Origin of the sequence: Escherichia sp. E.sYA108 (genome assembly GCF_011754335.1) — a bacterium.
In the GTDB taxonomy this organism is placed as follows: domain Bacteria; phylum Pseudomonadota; class Gammaproteobacteria; order Enterobacterales; family Enterobacteriaceae; genus Escherichia; species Escherichia coli.
Genome location: NZ_JAAQVZ010000001.1, coordinates 308,439 through 324,434 on the forward strand (window position 1 = coordinate 308,439; position 15,996 = coordinate 324,434).

The window sequence follows — 15,996 nt, forward strand, 5'->3', positions numbered from 1 at the left end:
ATGGCAGGACTGAAATTACAGGCAGTAACCAAAAGCTGGGATGGCAAAACCCAGGTCATTAAACCGCTGACCCTTGATGTGGCGGATGGCGAATTTATCGTGATGGTCGGGCCGTCTGGCTGCGGGAAATCGACGTTATTGCGAATGGTTGCCGGACTGGAGCGGGTAACGACGGGCGATATCTGGATCGACCGCAAGCGTGTCACCGAAATGGAGCCGAAAGATCGCGGGATTGCGATGGTGTTCCAGAACTACGCGCTCTATCCGCATATGAGCGTAGAGGAGAACATGGCGTGGGGGCTGAAAATTCGCGGCATGGGCAAGCAACAAATTGCCGAACGTGTTAAAGAAGCGGCGCGCATTCTGGAGCTGGACGGCCTGCTTAAGCGCCGCCCGCGTGAGCTATCTGGCGGTCAGCGTCAGCGTGTGGCGATGGGGCGTGCGATTGTGCGTGAGCCGGCAGTGTTCCTGTTTGATGAGCCGCTCTCTAACCTCGATGCCAAGTTGCGTGTGCAGATGCGTCTTGAACTGCAACAGCTGCACCGTCGCCTGAAAACGACTTCACTCTACGTTACCCACGATCAGGTTGAGGCGATGACGCTCGCCCAGCGAGTAATGGTGATGAACGGCGGCGTCGCCGAACAGATTGGCACGCCAGTTGAAGTGTACGAAAAGCCCGCCAGCCTGTTTGTGGCGAGTTTTATCGGCAGCCCGGCGATGAACCTACTGGCTGGCCGCGTGAATAACGAAGGTACGCATTTCGAACTGGATGGCGGTATTACGCTGCCACTAAACGGTGGCTACCGTCAGTATGCCGGGCGTAAAATGACCCTCGGCATTCGCCCGGAACATATAGCGCTAAGCTTGCAGGCAGAAGGTGGTGTGCCGCTGGTGATGGACACGCTGGAGATCCTCGGTGCAGATAACCTGGCGCACGGACGTTGGGGCGAACAGAAGCTGGTGGTGCGACTGGCGCATCAGGAGCGCCCGACGGCAGGCAGCACGCTGTGGCTGCATCTGCCGGAAAATCAGCTGCATCTTTTTGATGGTGAAACAGGACAACGAGTATGAGTAACTGGCCTTATCCCCGCATCGTCGCCCATCGTGGCGGCGGTAAACTGGCCCCGGAGAACACCCTGGCAGCAATCGACGTCGGGGCAAAATACGGTCATAAGATGATCGAATTTGACGCGAAGTTATCGAAAGATGGCGAGATCTTCCTGCTCCATGACGACAATCTTGAACGCACCAGCAACGGCTGGGGCGTCGCGGGCGATCTGAACTGGCAGGATTTACTGCGCGTGGATGCAGGCAGTTGGTACAGCAAAGCGTTTAAAGGTGAGCCACTGCCGTTGCTTTCGCAGGTGGCGGAACGTTGTCGCAAACACGGGATGATGGCGAATATCGAAATCAAACCCACCACTGGCACCGGGCCATTAACGGGCAAAATGGTGGCGCTGGCGGCACGCGAACTGTGGGCCGGAATGACGCCGCCGCTGCTGTCATCGTTTGAGATTGATGCTTTAGAAGCCGCACAGCTGGCGGCACCGGAACTGCCGCGTGGTTTATTGCTTGATGAGTGGCGCGACGACTGGCGAGAACTGACCGCGCGGCTGGGCTGCGTCTCTCTTCATCTCAATCATAAGTTACTCGATAAAGCGCGAGTGATGCAGTTGAAAGACGCCGGATTACGGATTCTGGTTTATACCGTCAATAAACCCCAGCGCGCGGCAGAGTTGCTGCGCTGGGGCGTGGATTGCATCTGTACCGATGCGATTGACGTGATTGGTCCGAACTTTACGGCCCAATAGTTTTCAACGGAATGTCAGGCTGCGGCGTGCTGGGCTGATTCAGCATGTCGCCGTTTCTCCTCTCCGGCAGAATATGCTGCTGATTCAACGAACTATCCGGATTACGGTTGCTGTTTAACATCCCGCCGTTGGTGTTGGGCAGCATTTGCTGCCGGGCGGGATTTCGCTCCCCCGGCTGTGACTGCAACACCCGCTGAGAATTATTGTTTATCTGGTTTTCTAAATGCTGCTGTTGCAGCTGCGTTTGCGTTTTCAGTTGCTGGTTCAGCATCCCTTTTTGCTGGATTTGCTGCGTCTGCATTTGAGTTTGCATCCGCTGCTGGCTGGGGATCTGATATCCCGGCTGGTTAGGGTTGTTCAGAGTATTAATGGGCTGTGCAAAGCCGACAAACGGCAGGAGTGCCGTCAAAAGCAGAAGTCGTTTCATCGCGTATCCTCCTCTGAAGATATTCTTTAAGTTTACTCGCTTCCCGGCAAAACGATGATTAATTCAGAGTTATATACCAGGCTTAGCTGGGGTTGCCCCTTAATCTCTGGAGAATAACGATGATAAAACCGACGTTTTTACGCCGGGTGGCCATTGCTGCTCTGCTCACAGGAAGTTGTTTTAGTACGGTAGCCGCGCCACCTGTTTCTTATGGTGTGGAGGAAGATGTCTTCCATCCGGTACGCGCTAAGCAGGGAATGGTGGCGTCTGTAGATGCTACTGCCACTCAGGTGGGGGTGGATATCCTCAAGGAGGGCGGGAATGCCGTTGATGCTGCCGTGGCGGTGGGCTACGCGCTGGCAGTAACGCATCCGCAGGCAGGGAATCTGGGCGGCGGTGGTTTTATGCTGATCCGCTCGAAAAATGGCAATACCACGGCTATCGATTTCCGCGAAATGGCACCCGCCAAAGCGACCCGCGATATGTTCCTCGATGATCAGGGCAACCCGGACAGCAAAAAATCACTCACTTCGCATCTGGCTTCCGGCACACCCGGTACGGTAGCGGGTTTCTCGTTGGCGCTGGATAAATACGGCACCATGCCGTTGAATAAAGTGGTGCAACCGGCGTTTAAACTGGCACGCGATGGTTTTATCGTTAACGACGCGCTGGCTGACGATCTCAAAACCTACGGCAGTGAAGTGCTGCCGAACCACGAAAATAGCAAAGCTATCTTCTGGAAAGAGGGCGAACCGCTGAAAAAGGGCGACAAGCTGGTGCAGGCGAACCTGGCAAAGAGCCTGGAGATGATTGCCGAAAACGGCCCGGATGAATTCTACAAAGGCACGATAGCGGAACAGATTGCCCAGGAGATGCAGAAAAACGGTGGCTTGATCAGCAAAGAAGATTTAGCGGCATATAAAGCGGTCGAACGCACACCGATAAGCGGCGATTATCGCGGGTATCAGGTTTACTCCATGCCACCGCCATCTTCCGGCGGTATTCATATCGTACAAATCCTCAATATTCTGGAAAACTTCGATATGCAGAAGTACGGCTTTGGCAGTGCCGACGCGATGCAAATCATGGCAGAAGCTGAGAAATACGCCTATGCCGACCGCTCGGAATATCTTGGCGACCCGGATTTTGTCAAAGTACCGTGGCAGGCGCTGACCAATAAAGCCTATGCCAAATCTATTGCCGATCAAATCGATATCAATAAAGCGAAGCCATCCAGCGAAATTCGTCCTGGCAAGCTTGCGCCTTATGAGAGTAATCAAACTACCCATTACTCAGTAGTGGATAAAGACGGTAACGCCGTGGCGGTGACCTATACGCTGAACACCACCTTCGGTACGGGCATTGTCGCGGGCGAGAGCGGTATTTTGCTCAATAACCAGATGGATGATTTCTCCGCAAAACCAGGCGTACCGAACGTTTACGGGCTGGTGGGCGGCGATGCCAACGCCGTCGGGCCGAATAAACGCCCGCTGTCGTCGATGTCACCAACCATTGTGGTCAAGGATGGTAAAACCTGGCTGGTCACCGGAAGCCCAGGCGGTAGCCGGATTATCACCACTGTGCTGCAAATGGTGGTGAATAGCATCGATTATGGAATGAACGTCGCCGAAGCGACCAATGCGCCGCATTTCCACCATCAGTGGTTGCCGGACGAGCTGCGTGTCGAAAAAGGGTTTAGCCCGGATACGATCAAGCTGCTGGAAGCAAAAGGTCAGAAAGTGGCGCTGAAAGAGGCGATGGGCAGTACACAAAGCATTATGATTGGGCCGGACGGTGAGCTGTACGGTGCATCCGACCCGCGCTCGGTGGATGATTTAACGGCGGGGTATTAAGGTTAGCGGCCCTCTTAGTGGGAAGAGGGCCGTATTGTCAGGGCAAGCCGAAGGTAGCCTTTTTTATTTCATAATCCTGTAGATATTCTTCCAGTGGCTTTGCCGTTCCCAGAGAATGAATTTCACCACTGCCTTTATCAACAATAAAAGGTGCGTTACCAGCTAAGCGCGCGGCCTCATCTCCAGTTTCGAGAAATTCTCGTGCTTCGAAACAGAAATACCAGCCCTGGCTAAAGCGTCCATGTAGAGTAATGACGACCGGGAGATTTGCATCATCAAGGTAATTGTTCGCTTTCGCGAATGCGTCGTGATAAGTAATCATAATTATAATAAATATTATTGTTTAGCGTTATATTATTATTCCTGCGTTATACATTGAGCAAAGACGCGTTCATCTTCGTCAAAGATATTATTAAATGCTGGTTTTGAAAAGAGTTCATCGGATAAGGTATAGTCACAAAATAAGTATCTGCTAATATTTTGTGATTTATTTTCCAGAACGTCGAACCGGATTTGCTCATTTAAGATATCAGAATCTTATGATTCGGGTAAAATTCTAACCAAATCAACATGTCACTAAGATCATCATCGCCATTAGCTATTTCAGTTTAAATAGCGACTACATGTCTTCGGTCCATCTCACTTAAGGAGTGTAGTTCCGTTGTAAGTTTTTCTATAGCTTGTATTGATAAATTTCGATCAAGAAATTTACTGCTGGTAAACTCTAAAAAGATGGCATGGTTTACAATGATTTTGGTTACCTTTTTATTATTATGAACAACTGTCCATGATTTCGTTTAAGAATGAAGAGAAATCACTAAACGAACTGAATATATTTTCTGTGCCAATATTATCTCTAATTTCAAAAAAGTTACTTTTAATGTCATAAGTAAATATTGAAATGCTATCATCCCCGATCACTAACCGTTCTTGTAAGTCAGGATTTATGAAATCATCATTATCTCTATAAAATTCATTTACGGCAAAAAGGTTTTTAACTGAAGGTTCTGGAATCGAGAGGCTAAATAATCGTAATCCATTAACTTCGAATCCATCCATTGCTCTTAAAAAAGTAAGATAATCAGGTTGATTATTAAAGAGAATACTAACTTCATTACATAACTTCTCCAGGCAATTAGTTGAGTTAGAATTAAATTTTATTTGGATTATACTTTCAATAAATGATTCCTTGAGCGGTGCTTCAAATGGATAGTCTAAATCATTCATCATTTTTTTTAATTTACTTATTTGGGTTTTAGTCATCATTTTGTGGGTTCCATAATATTTTTCATGGGAGGATAAATTGAGCCAGATGGAATGGCCCAGGGAGTGATTTTGCTTTCACCCACTAATATTCCCTTAGCTATTCGTGATTGCATGTTAGTAAACACCTTATGATATGGTTCGTTTTCGATTAATACTAAATTTTCCAAATCATTAGTACCACCATCATCTAGAGATAGTTTATGGTGTACATTATAATTTAGAGGAACATTGCCCTTTCTCATTCTTAAAAGGTCTTCGGCGTTGAATCTTCCAGATGCTTCGGAGGTTTTTGCAAGTTTGATAAGAAAATTTTTTCTTACATTTTTATTAAACTCCTTTCGTAAGTTAGCTAAGTCTTTTGAAGGTCTCTTAATGTATATTATTTCTATTATGTCTATACTATCAAGAAGTTTTTGTTGGCCTCTAAGCTTGCCTAAGTAACTATTTATTTCTGTATATGTATCAACATTAGAACGCTTTGTTAAAAGAATAGATGCTGTTGCTATCGCTATGCCCGCTGTTTTTTCATTTAGTATTTGATCATAGCCTTTGATTGCATCTCCACCCAGTTTTTCCGCAGTATCTCTGAATCCTTCAATGTTCCCATTGTATACGCCACCAGCAGCAAGTAGCCTGCCAACAGCTTCTCTGTTTAACGTTTTTAAACCATTATTTGTTTTGTTTTTTGAATTTGGTAAAAACAAGCGGTTATAATTTTCAGGGAGTGCCAAATAGCTGAACTCGGTGTTAGTGATAAGATGTTGGCAGAGGATAAATTCATAACTAACAGTTATTGTTTCTGTATCCAGTTGGTTTTCAAAGATCTGGTGATGAATAGCCGATAAAAAAGCGCCTCTTAGTTGTATATAATAATACTTTTCCCATCTACCAAATCTATTTATTCGATAGAAGTCAAATTCCATAAATAATTGTTCATTATTGTTAATGGAATTAATAAATAATGGAGTGCTTTTATCAATTAATTTACAAAATGTTATACCATGGAACTGTGAACCAAGCCCCGTATTAGTAATACTATTTAAGAGTGAGAATGTAAATATTTCATCCTCATGCCCGCTCTGCCAGCGATTACCTATAGATTCAGTAGTCCCACAACCTGCGGAGATGCTTCCTTGTTGTTCTCCCGTTACTGTCAGATAAACAATATTACTCATCCCTGAAAAGTCCTTTTATGGCATGCTATTTTATCAATGGCAATATTATGCTTGTTAATTGTTATTTATTTACTCCAGGAAATTGTAGGCGTATATATTAAAAAATAAAATATTACACTTTAGGAAGTAATTATGAGGTAAATCTCATATATTTATTGGGAAAATAAATACATTAAAGGAAGGTATGCCGATTTTGAATGACACCCTTTTTCCATCTCAGAAAAAGGGCACTATCTTACTTCACCCGCGCCATATAATACGCATCGACATATTCACCATTACGCAGCGCGTACTTCTTGCCAGTCCCTTCAATCTCAAAGCCAAATTTTTTATAGACCTTAATTGCTGGCGCGTTATCGACGAACACCGTTAGCTCAATACGATCTACCCGCAACCAGTTGTCGCACATTTCAATCATCTCTCACATCAGGGCGCTGGCGACGCCGCGGTTCTTCCAACGGGAGTCGACACAGATACCAAAATCGGCAACATGACTGCGGCGTGGGCGTTGTTGCACGTCAATGGTGAGATGGCCTACGACGATTCCATCAATACAGGCGACTAACTGCTTGATGCCAGGGCGAGCGGTGAGTCGTTCCAGCCACATTTGTTCTGAAGGATGAGGCACCTGTAGCGTGTTGTAATACACCTCCGGCTGGGCGTGAATCTGCCTGATGGCCTCGTAATCGCGTGTTTCTGCGTGGCGTATTACTATCTCACTCATTCCTTTGTCCTCTTTGGGGTAAATGTCCCTTTCAACATCATTGACTTTCAAATGCGAGTCAAATGCATTTTTTTGCAAAAAGTGTTGGACAAGTGCGAATGAGAATGATTATTATTGTCTCGCGATCAGGAAGACCCTCGCGGAGAACCTGAAAGCACGACATTGCTCACATTGCTTCCAGTATTACTTAGCCAGCCGGGTGCTGGCTTTTTTTTTGACCTTTCGTTCTCAATTTATCCTCGGGAAGTGCTTGTGTTCGTTATGCGCACTCCAGTAGGAACCACGTCCGCTTTGCGCTAAGGTGTAAATAACCACCTTAAAAAGGACGAAATCATGGTCATTAACTGCGCCTTTATTGGCTTCGGCAAAAGCACCACCCGTTACCATCTGCCGTATGTACTTAACCGCAAGGATAGCTGGCATGTCGCGCATATTTTTCGCCGCCATGCGAAGCCGGAAGAACAGGCCCCCATTTATTCCCATATCCATTTCACCAGCGATCTCGACGAAGTGCTAAACGATCCCGATGTTAAGCTGGTTGTCGTCTGCACCCACGCGGACAGCCACTTCGAGTACGCGAAGCGCGCGCTGGAAGCCGGGAAAAATGTGCTGGTCGAAAAACCGTTCACTCCGACAATTGCGCAGGCGAAAGAGCTGTTTGCACTGGCGAAAAGCAAAGGGCTGATCGTTACGCCGTATCAGAATCGTCGCTTTGATTCCTGCTTCCTGACAGCGAAAAAAGCGATTGAAAGCGGCAAGCTGGGAGAGATTGTCGAAGTGGAAAGCCATTTTGACTATTACCGCCCGGTGGCAGAAACCAAACCGGGGCTGCCGCAGGATGGCGCGTTCTATGGCCTTGGTGTGCATACGATGGACCAGATTATTTCTCTGTTCGGTCGCCCGGATCACGTCGCTTATGACATCCGCAGCCTGCGTAATAAAGCCAATCCGGACGACACCTTTGAAGCGCAGCTGTTTTATGGCGATCTAAAAGCCATCGTCAAAACCAGCCATCTGGTGAAAATCGATTATCCGAAATTTATCGTTCACGGTAAGAAAGGTTCGTTTATTAAATACGGTATCGACCAGCAGGAAACCAGCCTGAAGGCTAATATTATGCCGGGCGAACCAGGATTCGCAGCGGATGATTCGGTCGGTGTGCTGGAGTATGTCAATGACGAGGGCGTGACGGTAAGAGAAGAGATGAAGCCAGAGATGGGCGATTATGGGCGCGTTTATGATGCGTTGTATCAAACCATCACCAACGGTGCGCCAAATTACGTCAAGGAATCTGAAGTTCTTACGAATCTGGAAATCCTTGAACGCGGTTTTGAGCAAGCTTCTCCCTCCGCAGTGACTCTCGCGAGGTAAGTTTGATGGCCCCTCGAATAGTTCAATTTTTTTGAACAGAGGGGTCAATTTTCACCCTCTATCATCCCAGGCGGATCGGGTCCACACTAAGCCCATCGAAATCATTCAGGGGGCGAATACAAATGATCTACTTACGCAAAGCAAATGAACGCGGTCATGCAAATCATGGCTGGCTGGACTCCTGGCATACTTTCTCTTTTGCCAACTATTACGATCCGAATTTTATGGGCTTCTCTGCGCTGCGCGTGATTAACGACGACGTGATTGAAGCAGGGCAGGGCTTCGGCACTCACCCGCATAAAGATATGGAAATTTTGACCTACGTGCTGGAAGGTACTGTTGAGCATCAGGACAGCATGGGCAATAAAGAGCAGGTTCCGGCGGGCGAGTTCCAGATTATGAGTGCGGGTACGGGTATTCGTCACTCAGAGTACAACCCAAGCAGCACCGAGCGTCTGCATCTGTATCAGATCTGGATCATGCCTGAAGAAAACGGCATTACGCCGCGTTATGAACAGCGTCGCTTCGATGCCGTGCAGGGCAAACAACTGGTGCTTTCGCCGGATGCGCGTGATGGTTCATTGAAAGTGCATCAGGATATGGAACTGTATCGTTGGGCGCTGGTGAAAGATGAGCAGTCGGTGCATCAGATTGCCGCTGAACGCCGCGTCTGGATCCAGGTGGTGAAAGGCAATGTCACCATTAACGGCGTGAAAGCCTCGACCAGCGATGGTCTGGCAATCTGGGATGAGCAGGCGATTTCCATCCATGCTGATAGCGACAGTGAAATCCTGCTGTTTGATTTACCGCCAGTCTAAATTTATCTCACAAACCTTCCTGAGGAATCGGGAAGGTTCTGATGCGTCCGTGTTAAACTAAGAGAATCTATCTCTTTTGTACCTTCAGGACGATGAAAAAGAAAAGACCCGTACTTCAGGATGTGGCTGACCGTGTAGGCGTGACCAAAATGACGGTCAGCCGTTTTTTACGCAACCCGGAGCAGGTTTCCGTCGCTCTACGCGGCAAGATTGCCGCCGCTCTTGATGAACTGGGTTATATTCCCAATCGCGCGCCCGATATACTCTCTAACGCCACCAGCCGGGCGATTGGCGTCCTGTTACCTTCTCTCACCAACCAGGTTTTCGCGGAAGTATTACGCGGAATCGAAAGCGTCACCGACGCGCACGGTTATCAAACCATGCTGGCGCACTACGGTTATAAACCGGAAATGGAGCAAGAACGCCTCGAATCAATGCTCTCATGGAATATCGACGGCCTGATCCTCACTGAACGTACCCACACTCCACGCACCTTAAAGATGATTGAAGTGGCGGGGATTCCGGTGGTGGAGTTGATGGACAGTAAGTCGCCGTGCCTCGATATCGCCGTCGGTTTTGATAACTTTGAAGCGGCACGCCAGATGACCACCGCCATTATTGCTCGCGGGCATCGTCACATTGCCTATCTCGGCGCACGCCTCGACGAACGTACTATCATCAAACAGAAGGGATACGAACAGGCGATGCTGGATGCAGGCCTGGTGCCGTATAGCGTGATGGTTGAGCAATCTTCTTCTTACTCTTCCGGTATTGAACTGATTCGCCAGGCGCGGCGGGAATATCCGCAGCTGGATGGCGTGTTCTGTACTAATGATGACCTGGCGGTCGGCGCGGCGTTTGAATGTCAGCGTTTGGGGTTGAAAGTTCCTGACGATATGGCGATTGCCGGTTTCCACGGTCATGACATTGGTCAGGTGATGGAGCCACGGCTAGCGAGTGTGCTGACGCCGCGTGAGCGGATGGGCAGCATTGGCGCTGAGCGCCTGCTGGCGCGTATTCGTGGCGAATCTGTGACACCGAAAATGTTAGATTTAGGTTTCACCTTGTCACCGGGCGGATCTATTTAAGCCTACAAATTTGAAGTAGCTCACACTTATACACTTAAGGCACGGATGGATATTGCTTCTGATATTGTCCGGCTGGACAATGTTACCGATAACAGTTACCCGTAACATTTTTAATTCTTGTATTGTGGGGGCACCACTTTGAGCACGACTAACCATGATCACCACATTTACGTCTTGATGGGCGTATCGGGCAGCGGCAAATCTGCGGTCGCCAGTGAAGTGGCGCATCAACTTCATGCCGCGTTTCTTGATGGCGATTTCCTCCATCCGCGCTGCAATATCGAAAAAATGGCGTCTGGCGAACCGCTGAATGACGACGATCGCAAACCGTGGTTGCAGGCGCTGAACGACGCCGCGTTTGCTATGCAGCGCACCAATAAAGTATCGCTGATCGTCTGTTCTGCACTGAAAAAACACTATCGCGACTTGCTGCGTGAAGGTAATCCTAATCTCTCTTTCATCTACCTGAAAGGCGATTTTGATGTGATTGAAAGCCGCCTGAAAGCGCGCAAAGGCCATTTCTTTAAAACCCAAATGCTGGTGACGCAGTTTGAAACGCTGCAGGAGCCGGGTGCGGACGAAACCGATGTACTGGTGGTGGATATTGATCAACCGCTGGAAGGTGTTGTGGCAAGCACCATTGAGGTTATTAAAAAAGGCAAATAAGTAGTGACTACATTAACGCTTGTTTTAACAGCAGTAGGGTCTGTTTTACTGCTGCTGTTTTTAGTCATGAAGGCGCGTATGCACGCTTTCCTGGCTTTAATGGTGGTGTCCATGGGGGCTGGCCTTTTTTCTGGTATGCCGCTCGATAAAATCGCAGCGACGATGGAAAAAGGGATGGGAGGCACCCTCGGCTTCCTGGCGGTGGTTGTCGCCCTGGGAGCCATGTTTGGTAAGATCTTACATGAAACCGGCGCGGTCGATCAGATTGCCGTCAAAATGCTCAAATCCTTCGGTCACAGCCGCGTGCATTATGCCATCGGCCTTGCGGGGCTGGTTTGTGCGCTACCGCTGTTCTTTGAAGTGGCGATTGTTCTGCTGATTAGCGTTGCTTTCTCAATGGCGCGCCACACCGGCACGAACCTGGTGAAGCTGGTAATCCCATTATTCGCCGGCGTGGCGGCAGCGGCTGCGTTCCTGGTGCCTGGGCCAGCGCCAATGCTGCTGGCATCGCAGATGAATGCCGATTTTGGCTGGATGATCCTGATTGGCCTGTGCGCGGCAATTCCGGGAATGATTATTGCCGGGCCGCTGTGGGGTAATTTCATCAGCCGCTACGTGGAGTTGCATATTCCTGACGACATCAGCGAACCGCATCTCGGCGAAGGCAAAATGCCGTCCTTCGGATTCAGCCTGTCGCTGATCCTGTTGCCACTGGTGCTGGTGGGGCTGAAAACCATTGCCGCGCGTTTTGTGCCAGAAGGCTCTACTGCTTACGAATGGTTCGAGTTTATCGGCCATCCGTTTACCGCGATTCTGGTTGCTTGCCTGGTGGCGATTTACGGTCTGGCAATGCGTCAGGGTATGCCAAAAGACAAAGTGATGGAGATTTGCGGTCACGCGCTGCAACCGGCGGGGATCATTCTGCTGGTGATTGGTGCGGGCGGCGTGTTCAAACAGGTGCTGGTTGACTCTGGTGTCGGTCCGGCACTGGGCGAAGCGTTAACCGGCATGGGCCTGCCGATTGCCATCACCTGCTTCGTGCTGGCAGCTGCAGTGCGCATCATTCAGGGTTCTGCCACCGTTGCCTGTTTAACGGCGGTGGGACTGGTGATGCCGGTCATTGAACAACTGAACTACTCCGGTGCGCAAATGGCGGCGCTGTCGATTTGTATTGCCGGTGGTTCGATTGTTGTCAGCCACGTTAACGACGCGGGTTTCTGGTTGTTCGGTAAATTTACCGGCGCGACCGAAGCCGAAACGCTTAAAACCTGGACCATGATGGAAACCATCCTCGGCACTGTCGGTGCCATCGTTGGGATGATTGCGTTCCAGCTGTTGAGTTAATTACTGCGACAAATTACTGCGAGCTTGCTCGCAGTAATTCATTTCTCTTTTCTCCTGTCTTCATTTTTTTGATCTCTCTCGCAAAAAGACCGGAACATTATCCGTTCTAATCACTGCGTTAACGGACGAGGGAGAAGATGATGGAGAAACACGGAGCTGAATTGCTGTTACAGCGGATGTTAAGTAACACCAGCGCTACTTTCAGGGAAGGGCAATGGGAAGCTATAGATGCGGTGGTTAATCAGCGGCGAAAACTACTGGTTGTACAGCGCACCGGCTGGGGGAAAAGTGCCGTGTACTTCATCGCCAGTAAAATCTTCCGCGATCACGGCGCTGGCCCGACAATTATCATCTCTCCTTTGCTTGCCCTGATGCGTAACCAGGTTGCCGCCGCTGAACGGTTAGGTATTACGGCTGAAACGTTGAATTCTACAAACAGGGAAGAATGGCAGCGCATTAGCGATAAGTTGCTGCAAGGTGGCGTAGATTGTCTGCTGATTTCACCTGAACGGTTGGCGAATCAGGATTTTCTTGAAACGGTTTTATATCCAGTCGCTGACCGCATCGGTTTACTGGTGGTCGATGAGGCGCACTGCATCTCTGATTGGGGCCACGATTTCCGCCCGGATTACCGACGTATATTAGATATTTTGCGCCAACTGCCTGCGAATACCCCTATTCTGGGTACAACCGCGACAGCGAATAACCGTGTCGTTGAGGATATCCGTCAGCAATTGGGTGACATTGTGATTCAGCGTGGAACGCTGGCTCGCGAAAGTTTGGCGCTTGATGCCTTAGTCTTAGGAGAACAGTCATCCCGTCTGGCATGGTTAGCAACGGTTATCCCTCAGTTTTCCAAATCGGGAATTGTTTATACCCTGACGACTCGCGATGCTGAACTTGTCGCCGAGTGGTTAAGGAAAAATGGTATCAGTGCATTTGCTTATTACAGCGGCGTGACTTGTGAAGGTGCGGAAGATTCTAATACTGCCAGGGAGTATCTGGAGCAGGCACTGCTGGCAAATAAAATCAAAGTGCTGGTCGCGACGACGGCATTAGGTATGGGATTTGATAAACCTGATTTAGGTTTCGTCATTCATTATCAGATGCCGGGGTCTATTGTCGGTTACTACCAACAGGTGGGGCGTGCCGGGCGTGCTATAGATTCCGCAGTTGGCATATTGCTTTGTGGTGGTGAAGACCGCGCTATTCATCAATTCTTCCGTGAAAGCGCCTTTCCTGCGGAGGCGCAAATTCATGAAATACTCAACGTACTTAGCGAGAATGACGGTCTTACCCTACGAGGCATTGAACAACGGACGAATCTTCGTTATGGGCAAATAGAAAAAGCACTGAAATTATTGGTAGCTGAAAATCCATCGCCTGTGGTGTATACCGAGAAATTATGGCGCAGAACTATCGTCAGTTTTTCTCCTGATCATGAACGAATTAACCATTTGATGAATCAGAGAAAAAGTGAGTTGGCAGACGTTGAAAGCTATATCACGACCAAAGAGTGCAAAATGCAATTTCTGCGCCGCGCACTCGATGAGCCAAGTGCCGAACGTTGTGGTAAATGTAGCAGTTGTCTTCAGCATCCGCTGTTGTCGCCCGACATTGATAGCGGCTTACTCCATGCGGCAAATTTATTTATTAAACACGCTGACCTGCCATTAAATCTCAATAAACAGGTGGCATCTGGGGCTTTTACGCAATACGGATTTAAAGGGAACTTGCCTGCGGGTTTACAAGGATCTACGGGGCGAATCCTTTCTCGTTGGGGAGATTCCGGGTGGGGAAAGCAGGTAGCCCAGGAGAAAAAAACGGGGCGCTTCAGTGATGAGCTGGTGGAGGCATGTGCGGAAATGGTTCGCCAACGCTGGAATCCGCATCCTGAACCCACCTGGGTATGCTGCGTTCCTTCATTAAGGCACCTCGACCTGGTTCCTGATTTTGCCCGGCGACTGGCGGCGAAACTTGGCTTACCTTTTATTGATGCCATTGAAAAAGTCGTGGACAATCCACCGCAGAAAATGCAGCAAAACCGTTTTCACCAGTGTCAAAATCTCGACGGGGCGTTTGTGATTACCCCTCCTTTGATGCCAGGTCCGGCGTTGCTGGTTGACGATATCGTGGATTCTGCATGGACGCTGACAGTTCTGACAGCACTGTTACGCCAGGCAGGTTGCCCGACGGTTTATCCTCTTGCCCTTGCTTCTACCTCGGTAAAAAATTGATGAATCTTTCAGCCAATGCACAAGCAACTCTCCTGCTAACCAGCGATTTTTCTCGCGCGGCGGCGAGTGAGTATAAACCTCTTAGTAATAGTGAATGGGGGAAGTTTGCATTATGGCTGAAGCACCAACGTATCAGTCCCGCCGAGCTTCTGGTGCCGCAACCGCAAGAGAAACTTACAGGCTGGAGCGATCCGCGTATTTCTCAGGAGCGTATTCTTGGCTTGCTGGCGCGTGGTCATAGTCTGGCGTTGGCGGTAGATAAGTGGCAACGCGCCGGTTTATGGATCTTAACCCGCGGAGATGCCGATTATCCCGTTCGCTTGAAAAACCGATTGCGAACGGATGCACCTCCCGTTTTATTTGGCTGCGGGAATAAAGCATTACTGCAAGCGGAAGGTATGGCGATTGTTGGCTCGCGAGATGCTCCGACTGACGATTTGCGCTATACCCAACAACTGGCCGCGAAACTGGCCCAACAGGGGATTTGCGTTATCTCTGGTGGTGCGCGAGGTATTGATGAATGTGCAATGGCCTCGGCTCTGGAGGTCGGGGGAACTGCCGTTGGCGTATTAGCTGATAGCTTGTTAAAAACGAGTACGTTAGTGAAATGGCGTGAAGGGCTTATAGCAGGCAACCTGGTGTTGATTTCGCCGTTTTACCCAGAGGTACGTTTCACCGTCGGCAATGCGATGGCGCGGAATAAATATATTTATTGCCTTGCTGAAAGCGCAATGGTTGTACGTGCGGGAATGACCGGTGGAACGATAACCGGGGCGATGGAGGCATTAAAACATCAGTGGCTGCCCATGCAGGTTAAACCAAATCAGGATATGCAATCAGCCAATTCACGATTAGTAGAAAATGGGGCGTCATGGAGTGCTGAACAGGCTGAGAATGTGACGATCAGACTGCCAGACGTTCCTGGGCTGATGTATGACAGAGCACTCCGTAACGCTCAACCAGAACTGTTTTCGCTGCACGAAGATGACGCAAATTACGCAGTAATGCCCGCGCATACCCCTGTCGATTTTTATCAACTCTTTGTGGCGGAACTGGCGATCCTTGCAAAGGAATCGATAAGTATTGAAAGGCTGGCGTCTTGTACTGGTTTAACCATCGAACAAATTAGTGTGTGGCTGAACCGCGCAGAAGAAGAGGGAAGGGTTATCCGATTGGGTGAAGGTCATTATCAGTTCAGGTAATAAAACAGGTGCCG

14 protein-coding genes and 2 pseudogenes are annotated in these 15,996 nt (G+C 49.1%); 10 read left to right on the forward strand and 6 right to left on the reverse strand.

Annotated elements, in window-relative coordinates; all coding sequences use genetic code 11:
* Together ugpC and ugpQ are read left to right on the forward strand one after the other, a co-directional pair.
* Nucleotides 1–1,071: a sn-glycerol 3-phosphate ABC transporter ATP binding protein UgpC gene (ugpC, locus tag HBM92_RS01410; RefSeq protein ID WP_000907826.1), complete on the forward strand. Its 1,071-nt coding sequence runs from the start codon at nt 1–3 to the stop codon at nt 1,069–1,071.
* On the forward strand, nt 1,068–1,811 hold the full coding sequence (ugpQ, locus tag HBM92_RS01415) for a glycerophosphodiester phosphodiesterase (protein WP_000073572.1): 744 nt from the start codon (nt 1,068–1,070) through the stop codon (nt 1,809–1,811). The genes ugpC and ugpQ overlap by 4 nt, the downstream gene beginning before the upstream one ends.
* On the opposite strand, the gene HBM92_RS01420 is transcribed toward ugpQ, so the two are convergent.
* Nucleotides 1,798–2,238 (reverse strand): DUF2756 family protein, encoded by a 441-nt coding sequence (locus HBM92_RS01420; protein WP_000826132.1) that lies wholly within the window; start codon nt 2,236–2,238, stop codon nt 1,798–1,800. The genes ugpQ and HBM92_RS01420 overlap by 14 nt on opposite strands.
* Before the next feature lie 119 nt (nt 2,239–2,357).
* On the opposite strand from HBM92_RS01420, the gene ggt reads away from it, so the two are divergent.
* The gene (gene ggt / locus HBM92_RS01425; protein WP_000595128.1) at nt 2,358–4,091 is read left to right on the forward strand and encodes a gamma-glutamyltransferase; all 1,734 of its coding nucleotides are present in this window, start codon (nt 2,358–2,360) and stop codon (nt 4,089–4,091) included.
* A gap of 37 nt (nt 4,092–4,128) precedes the next feature.
* Here ggt and HBM92_RS01430 read toward each other — a convergent pair whose 3' ends face one another.
* The 5 genes and pseudogenes from HBM92_RS01430 to yhhY all read right to left on the reverse strand — a co-directional run bounded on the left by HBM92_RS01430 (nt 4,129) and on the right by yhhY (nt 7,256).
* Nucleotides 4,129–4,413 (reverse strand): YrhB family protein, encoded by a 285-nt coding sequence (locus tag HBM92_RS01430; protein ID WP_000634165.1) that lies wholly within the window; start codon nt 4,411–4,413, stop codon nt 4,129–4,131.
* A 199-nt stretch (nt 4,414–4,612) separates the two neighbouring features.
* A pseudogene (locus HBM92_RS01435) lies at nt 4,613–4,768 on the reverse strand (hypothetical protein).
* A gap of 94 nt (nt 4,769–4,862) precedes the next feature.
* Nucleotides 4,863–5,357, reverse strand: coding sequence for a protein YrhA (gene yrhA, locus HBM92_RS01440; RefSeq protein WP_000988512.1), 495 nt, complete (start codon nt 5,355–5,357; stop codon nt 4,863–4,865).
* Nucleotides 5,354–6,532, reverse strand: coding sequence for an Hcp1 family type VI secretion system effector (gene tssD, locus HBM92_RS01445; RefSeq protein WP_000065930.1), 1,179 nt, complete (start codon nt 6,530–6,532; stop codon nt 5,354–5,356). The genes yrhA and tssD overlap by 4 nt, the downstream gene beginning before the upstream one ends.
* A 235-nt stretch (nt 6,533–6,767) precedes the next feature.
* A pseudogene (gene yhhY / locus HBM92_RS01450) lies at nt 6,768–7,256 on the reverse strand (N-acetyltransferase).
* Nucleotides 7,257–7,589: 333 nt separating this feature from the next.
* On the opposite strand from yhhY, the gene HBM92_RS01455 reads away from it, so the two are divergent.
* The 7 genes from HBM92_RS01455 to HBM92_RS01485 all read left to right on the forward strand — a co-directional run bounded on the left by HBM92_RS01455 (nt 7,590) and on the right by HBM92_RS01485 (nt 15,982).
* Nucleotides 7,590–8,627 carry an oxidoreductase gene (locus tag HBM92_RS01455; RefSeq protein ID WP_000236276.1) on the forward strand — a complete coding sequence of 346 codons (1,038 nt, stop codon included), beginning with the start codon at nt 7,590–7,592 and terminating at the stop codon, nt 8,625–8,627.
* Between the two features lie 122 nt (nt 8,628–8,749).
* Complete coding sequence (gene yhhW, locus HBM92_RS01460; RefSeq protein WP_000639816.1) at nt 8,750–9,445, forward strand: quercetin 2,3-dioxygenase; 696 nt, start codon at nt 8,750–8,752, stop codon at nt 9,443–9,445.
* A 92-nt stretch (nt 9,446–9,537) separates the two neighbouring features.
* On the forward strand, nt 9,538–10,533 hold the full coding sequence (gene gntR / locus HBM92_RS01465; RefSeq protein WP_000730252.1) for a gluconate operon transcriptional repressor GntR: 996 nt from the start codon (nt 9,538–9,540) through the stop codon (nt 10,531–10,533).
* A gap of 138 nt (nt 10,534–10,671) precedes the next feature.
* Nucleotides 10,672–11,199: a gluconokinase gene (gene gntK / locus HBM92_RS01470; RefSeq protein ID WP_000108320.1), complete on the forward strand. Its 528-nt coding sequence runs from the start codon at nt 10,672–10,674 to the stop codon at nt 11,197–11,199.
* A 3-nt stretch (nt 11,200–11,202) separates the two neighbouring features.
* Nucleotides 11,203–12,543, forward strand: a complete 1,341-nt coding sequence (gene gntU / locus HBM92_RS01475) for a gluconate transporter (RefSeq protein WP_000210122.1) — start codon at nt 11,203–11,205, stop codon at nt 12,541–12,543.
* Nucleotides 12,544–12,683: 140 nt separating this feature from the next.
* Nucleotides 12,684–14,780 (forward strand): RecQ family ATP-dependent DNA helicase, encoded by a 2,097-nt coding sequence (locus HBM92_RS01480; protein WP_001443176.1) that lies wholly within the window; start codon nt 12,684–12,686, stop codon nt 14,778–14,780.
* A complete protein-coding gene (locus HBM92_RS01485) occupies nt 14,687–15,982 on the forward strand; it encodes a DNA-processing protein DprA (RefSeq protein ID WP_001443175.1) in 1,296 nt (431 codons plus the stop codon). The genes HBM92_RS01480 and HBM92_RS01485 overlap by 94 nt, the downstream gene beginning before the upstream one ends.
* Nucleotides 15,983–15,996: the final 14 nt, after the last annotated feature.

What these genes read in the sequence shown, in the direction of transcription:
- yhhW (WP_000639816.1), top strand. Translation starts at nt 8,750, where the DNA reads ATGATCTACTTACGCAAAGCAAATGAACGCGGTCATGCAAATCATGGC.
- ggt (WP_000595128.1), top strand. Translation starts at nt 2,358, where the DNA reads ATGATAAAACCGACGTTTTTACGCCGGGTGGCCATTGCTGCTCTGCTC.
- ugpQ (WP_000073572.1), top strand. Translation starts at nt 1,068, where the DNA reads ATGAGTAACTGGCCTTATCCCCGCATCGTCGCCCATCGTGGCGGCGGT.
- ugpC (WP_000907826.1), top strand. Translation starts at nt 1, where the DNA reads ATGGCAGGACTGAAATTACAGGCAGTAACCAAAAGCTGGGATGGCAAA.
- gntR (WP_000730252.1), top strand. Translation starts at nt 9,538, where the DNA reads ATGAAAAAGAAAAGACCCGTACTTCAGGATGTGGCTGACCGTGTAGGC.
- HBM92_RS01485 (WP_001443175.1), top strand. Translation starts at nt 14,687, where the DNA reads ATGGACGCTGACAGTTCTGACAGCACTGTTACGCCAGGCAGGTTGCCC.
- tssD (WP_000065930.1), bottom strand. Translation starts at nt 6,532, where the DNA reads ATGAGTAATATTGTTTATCTGACAGTAACGGGAGAACAACAAGGAAGC.
- HBM92_RS01430 (WP_000634165.1), bottom strand. Translation starts at nt 4,413, where the DNA reads ATGATTACTTATCACGACGCATTCGCGAAAGCGAACAATTACCTTGAT.
- HBM92_RS01420 (WP_000826132.1), bottom strand. Translation starts at nt 2,238, where the DNA reads ATGAAACGACTTCTGCTTTTGACGGCACTCCTGCCGTTTGTCGGCTTT.
- HBM92_RS01455 (WP_000236276.1), top strand. Translation starts at nt 7,590, where the DNA reads ATGGTCATTAACTGCGCCTTTATTGGCTTCGGCAAAAGCACCACCCGT.
- yrhA (WP_000988512.1), bottom strand. Translation starts at nt 5,357, where the DNA reads ATGATGACTAAAACCCAAATAAGTAAATTAAAAAAAATGATGAATGAT.
- HBM92_RS01480 (WP_001443176.1), top strand. Translation starts at nt 12,684, where the DNA reads ATGGAGAAACACGGAGCTGAATTGCTGTTACAGCGGATGTTAAGTAAC.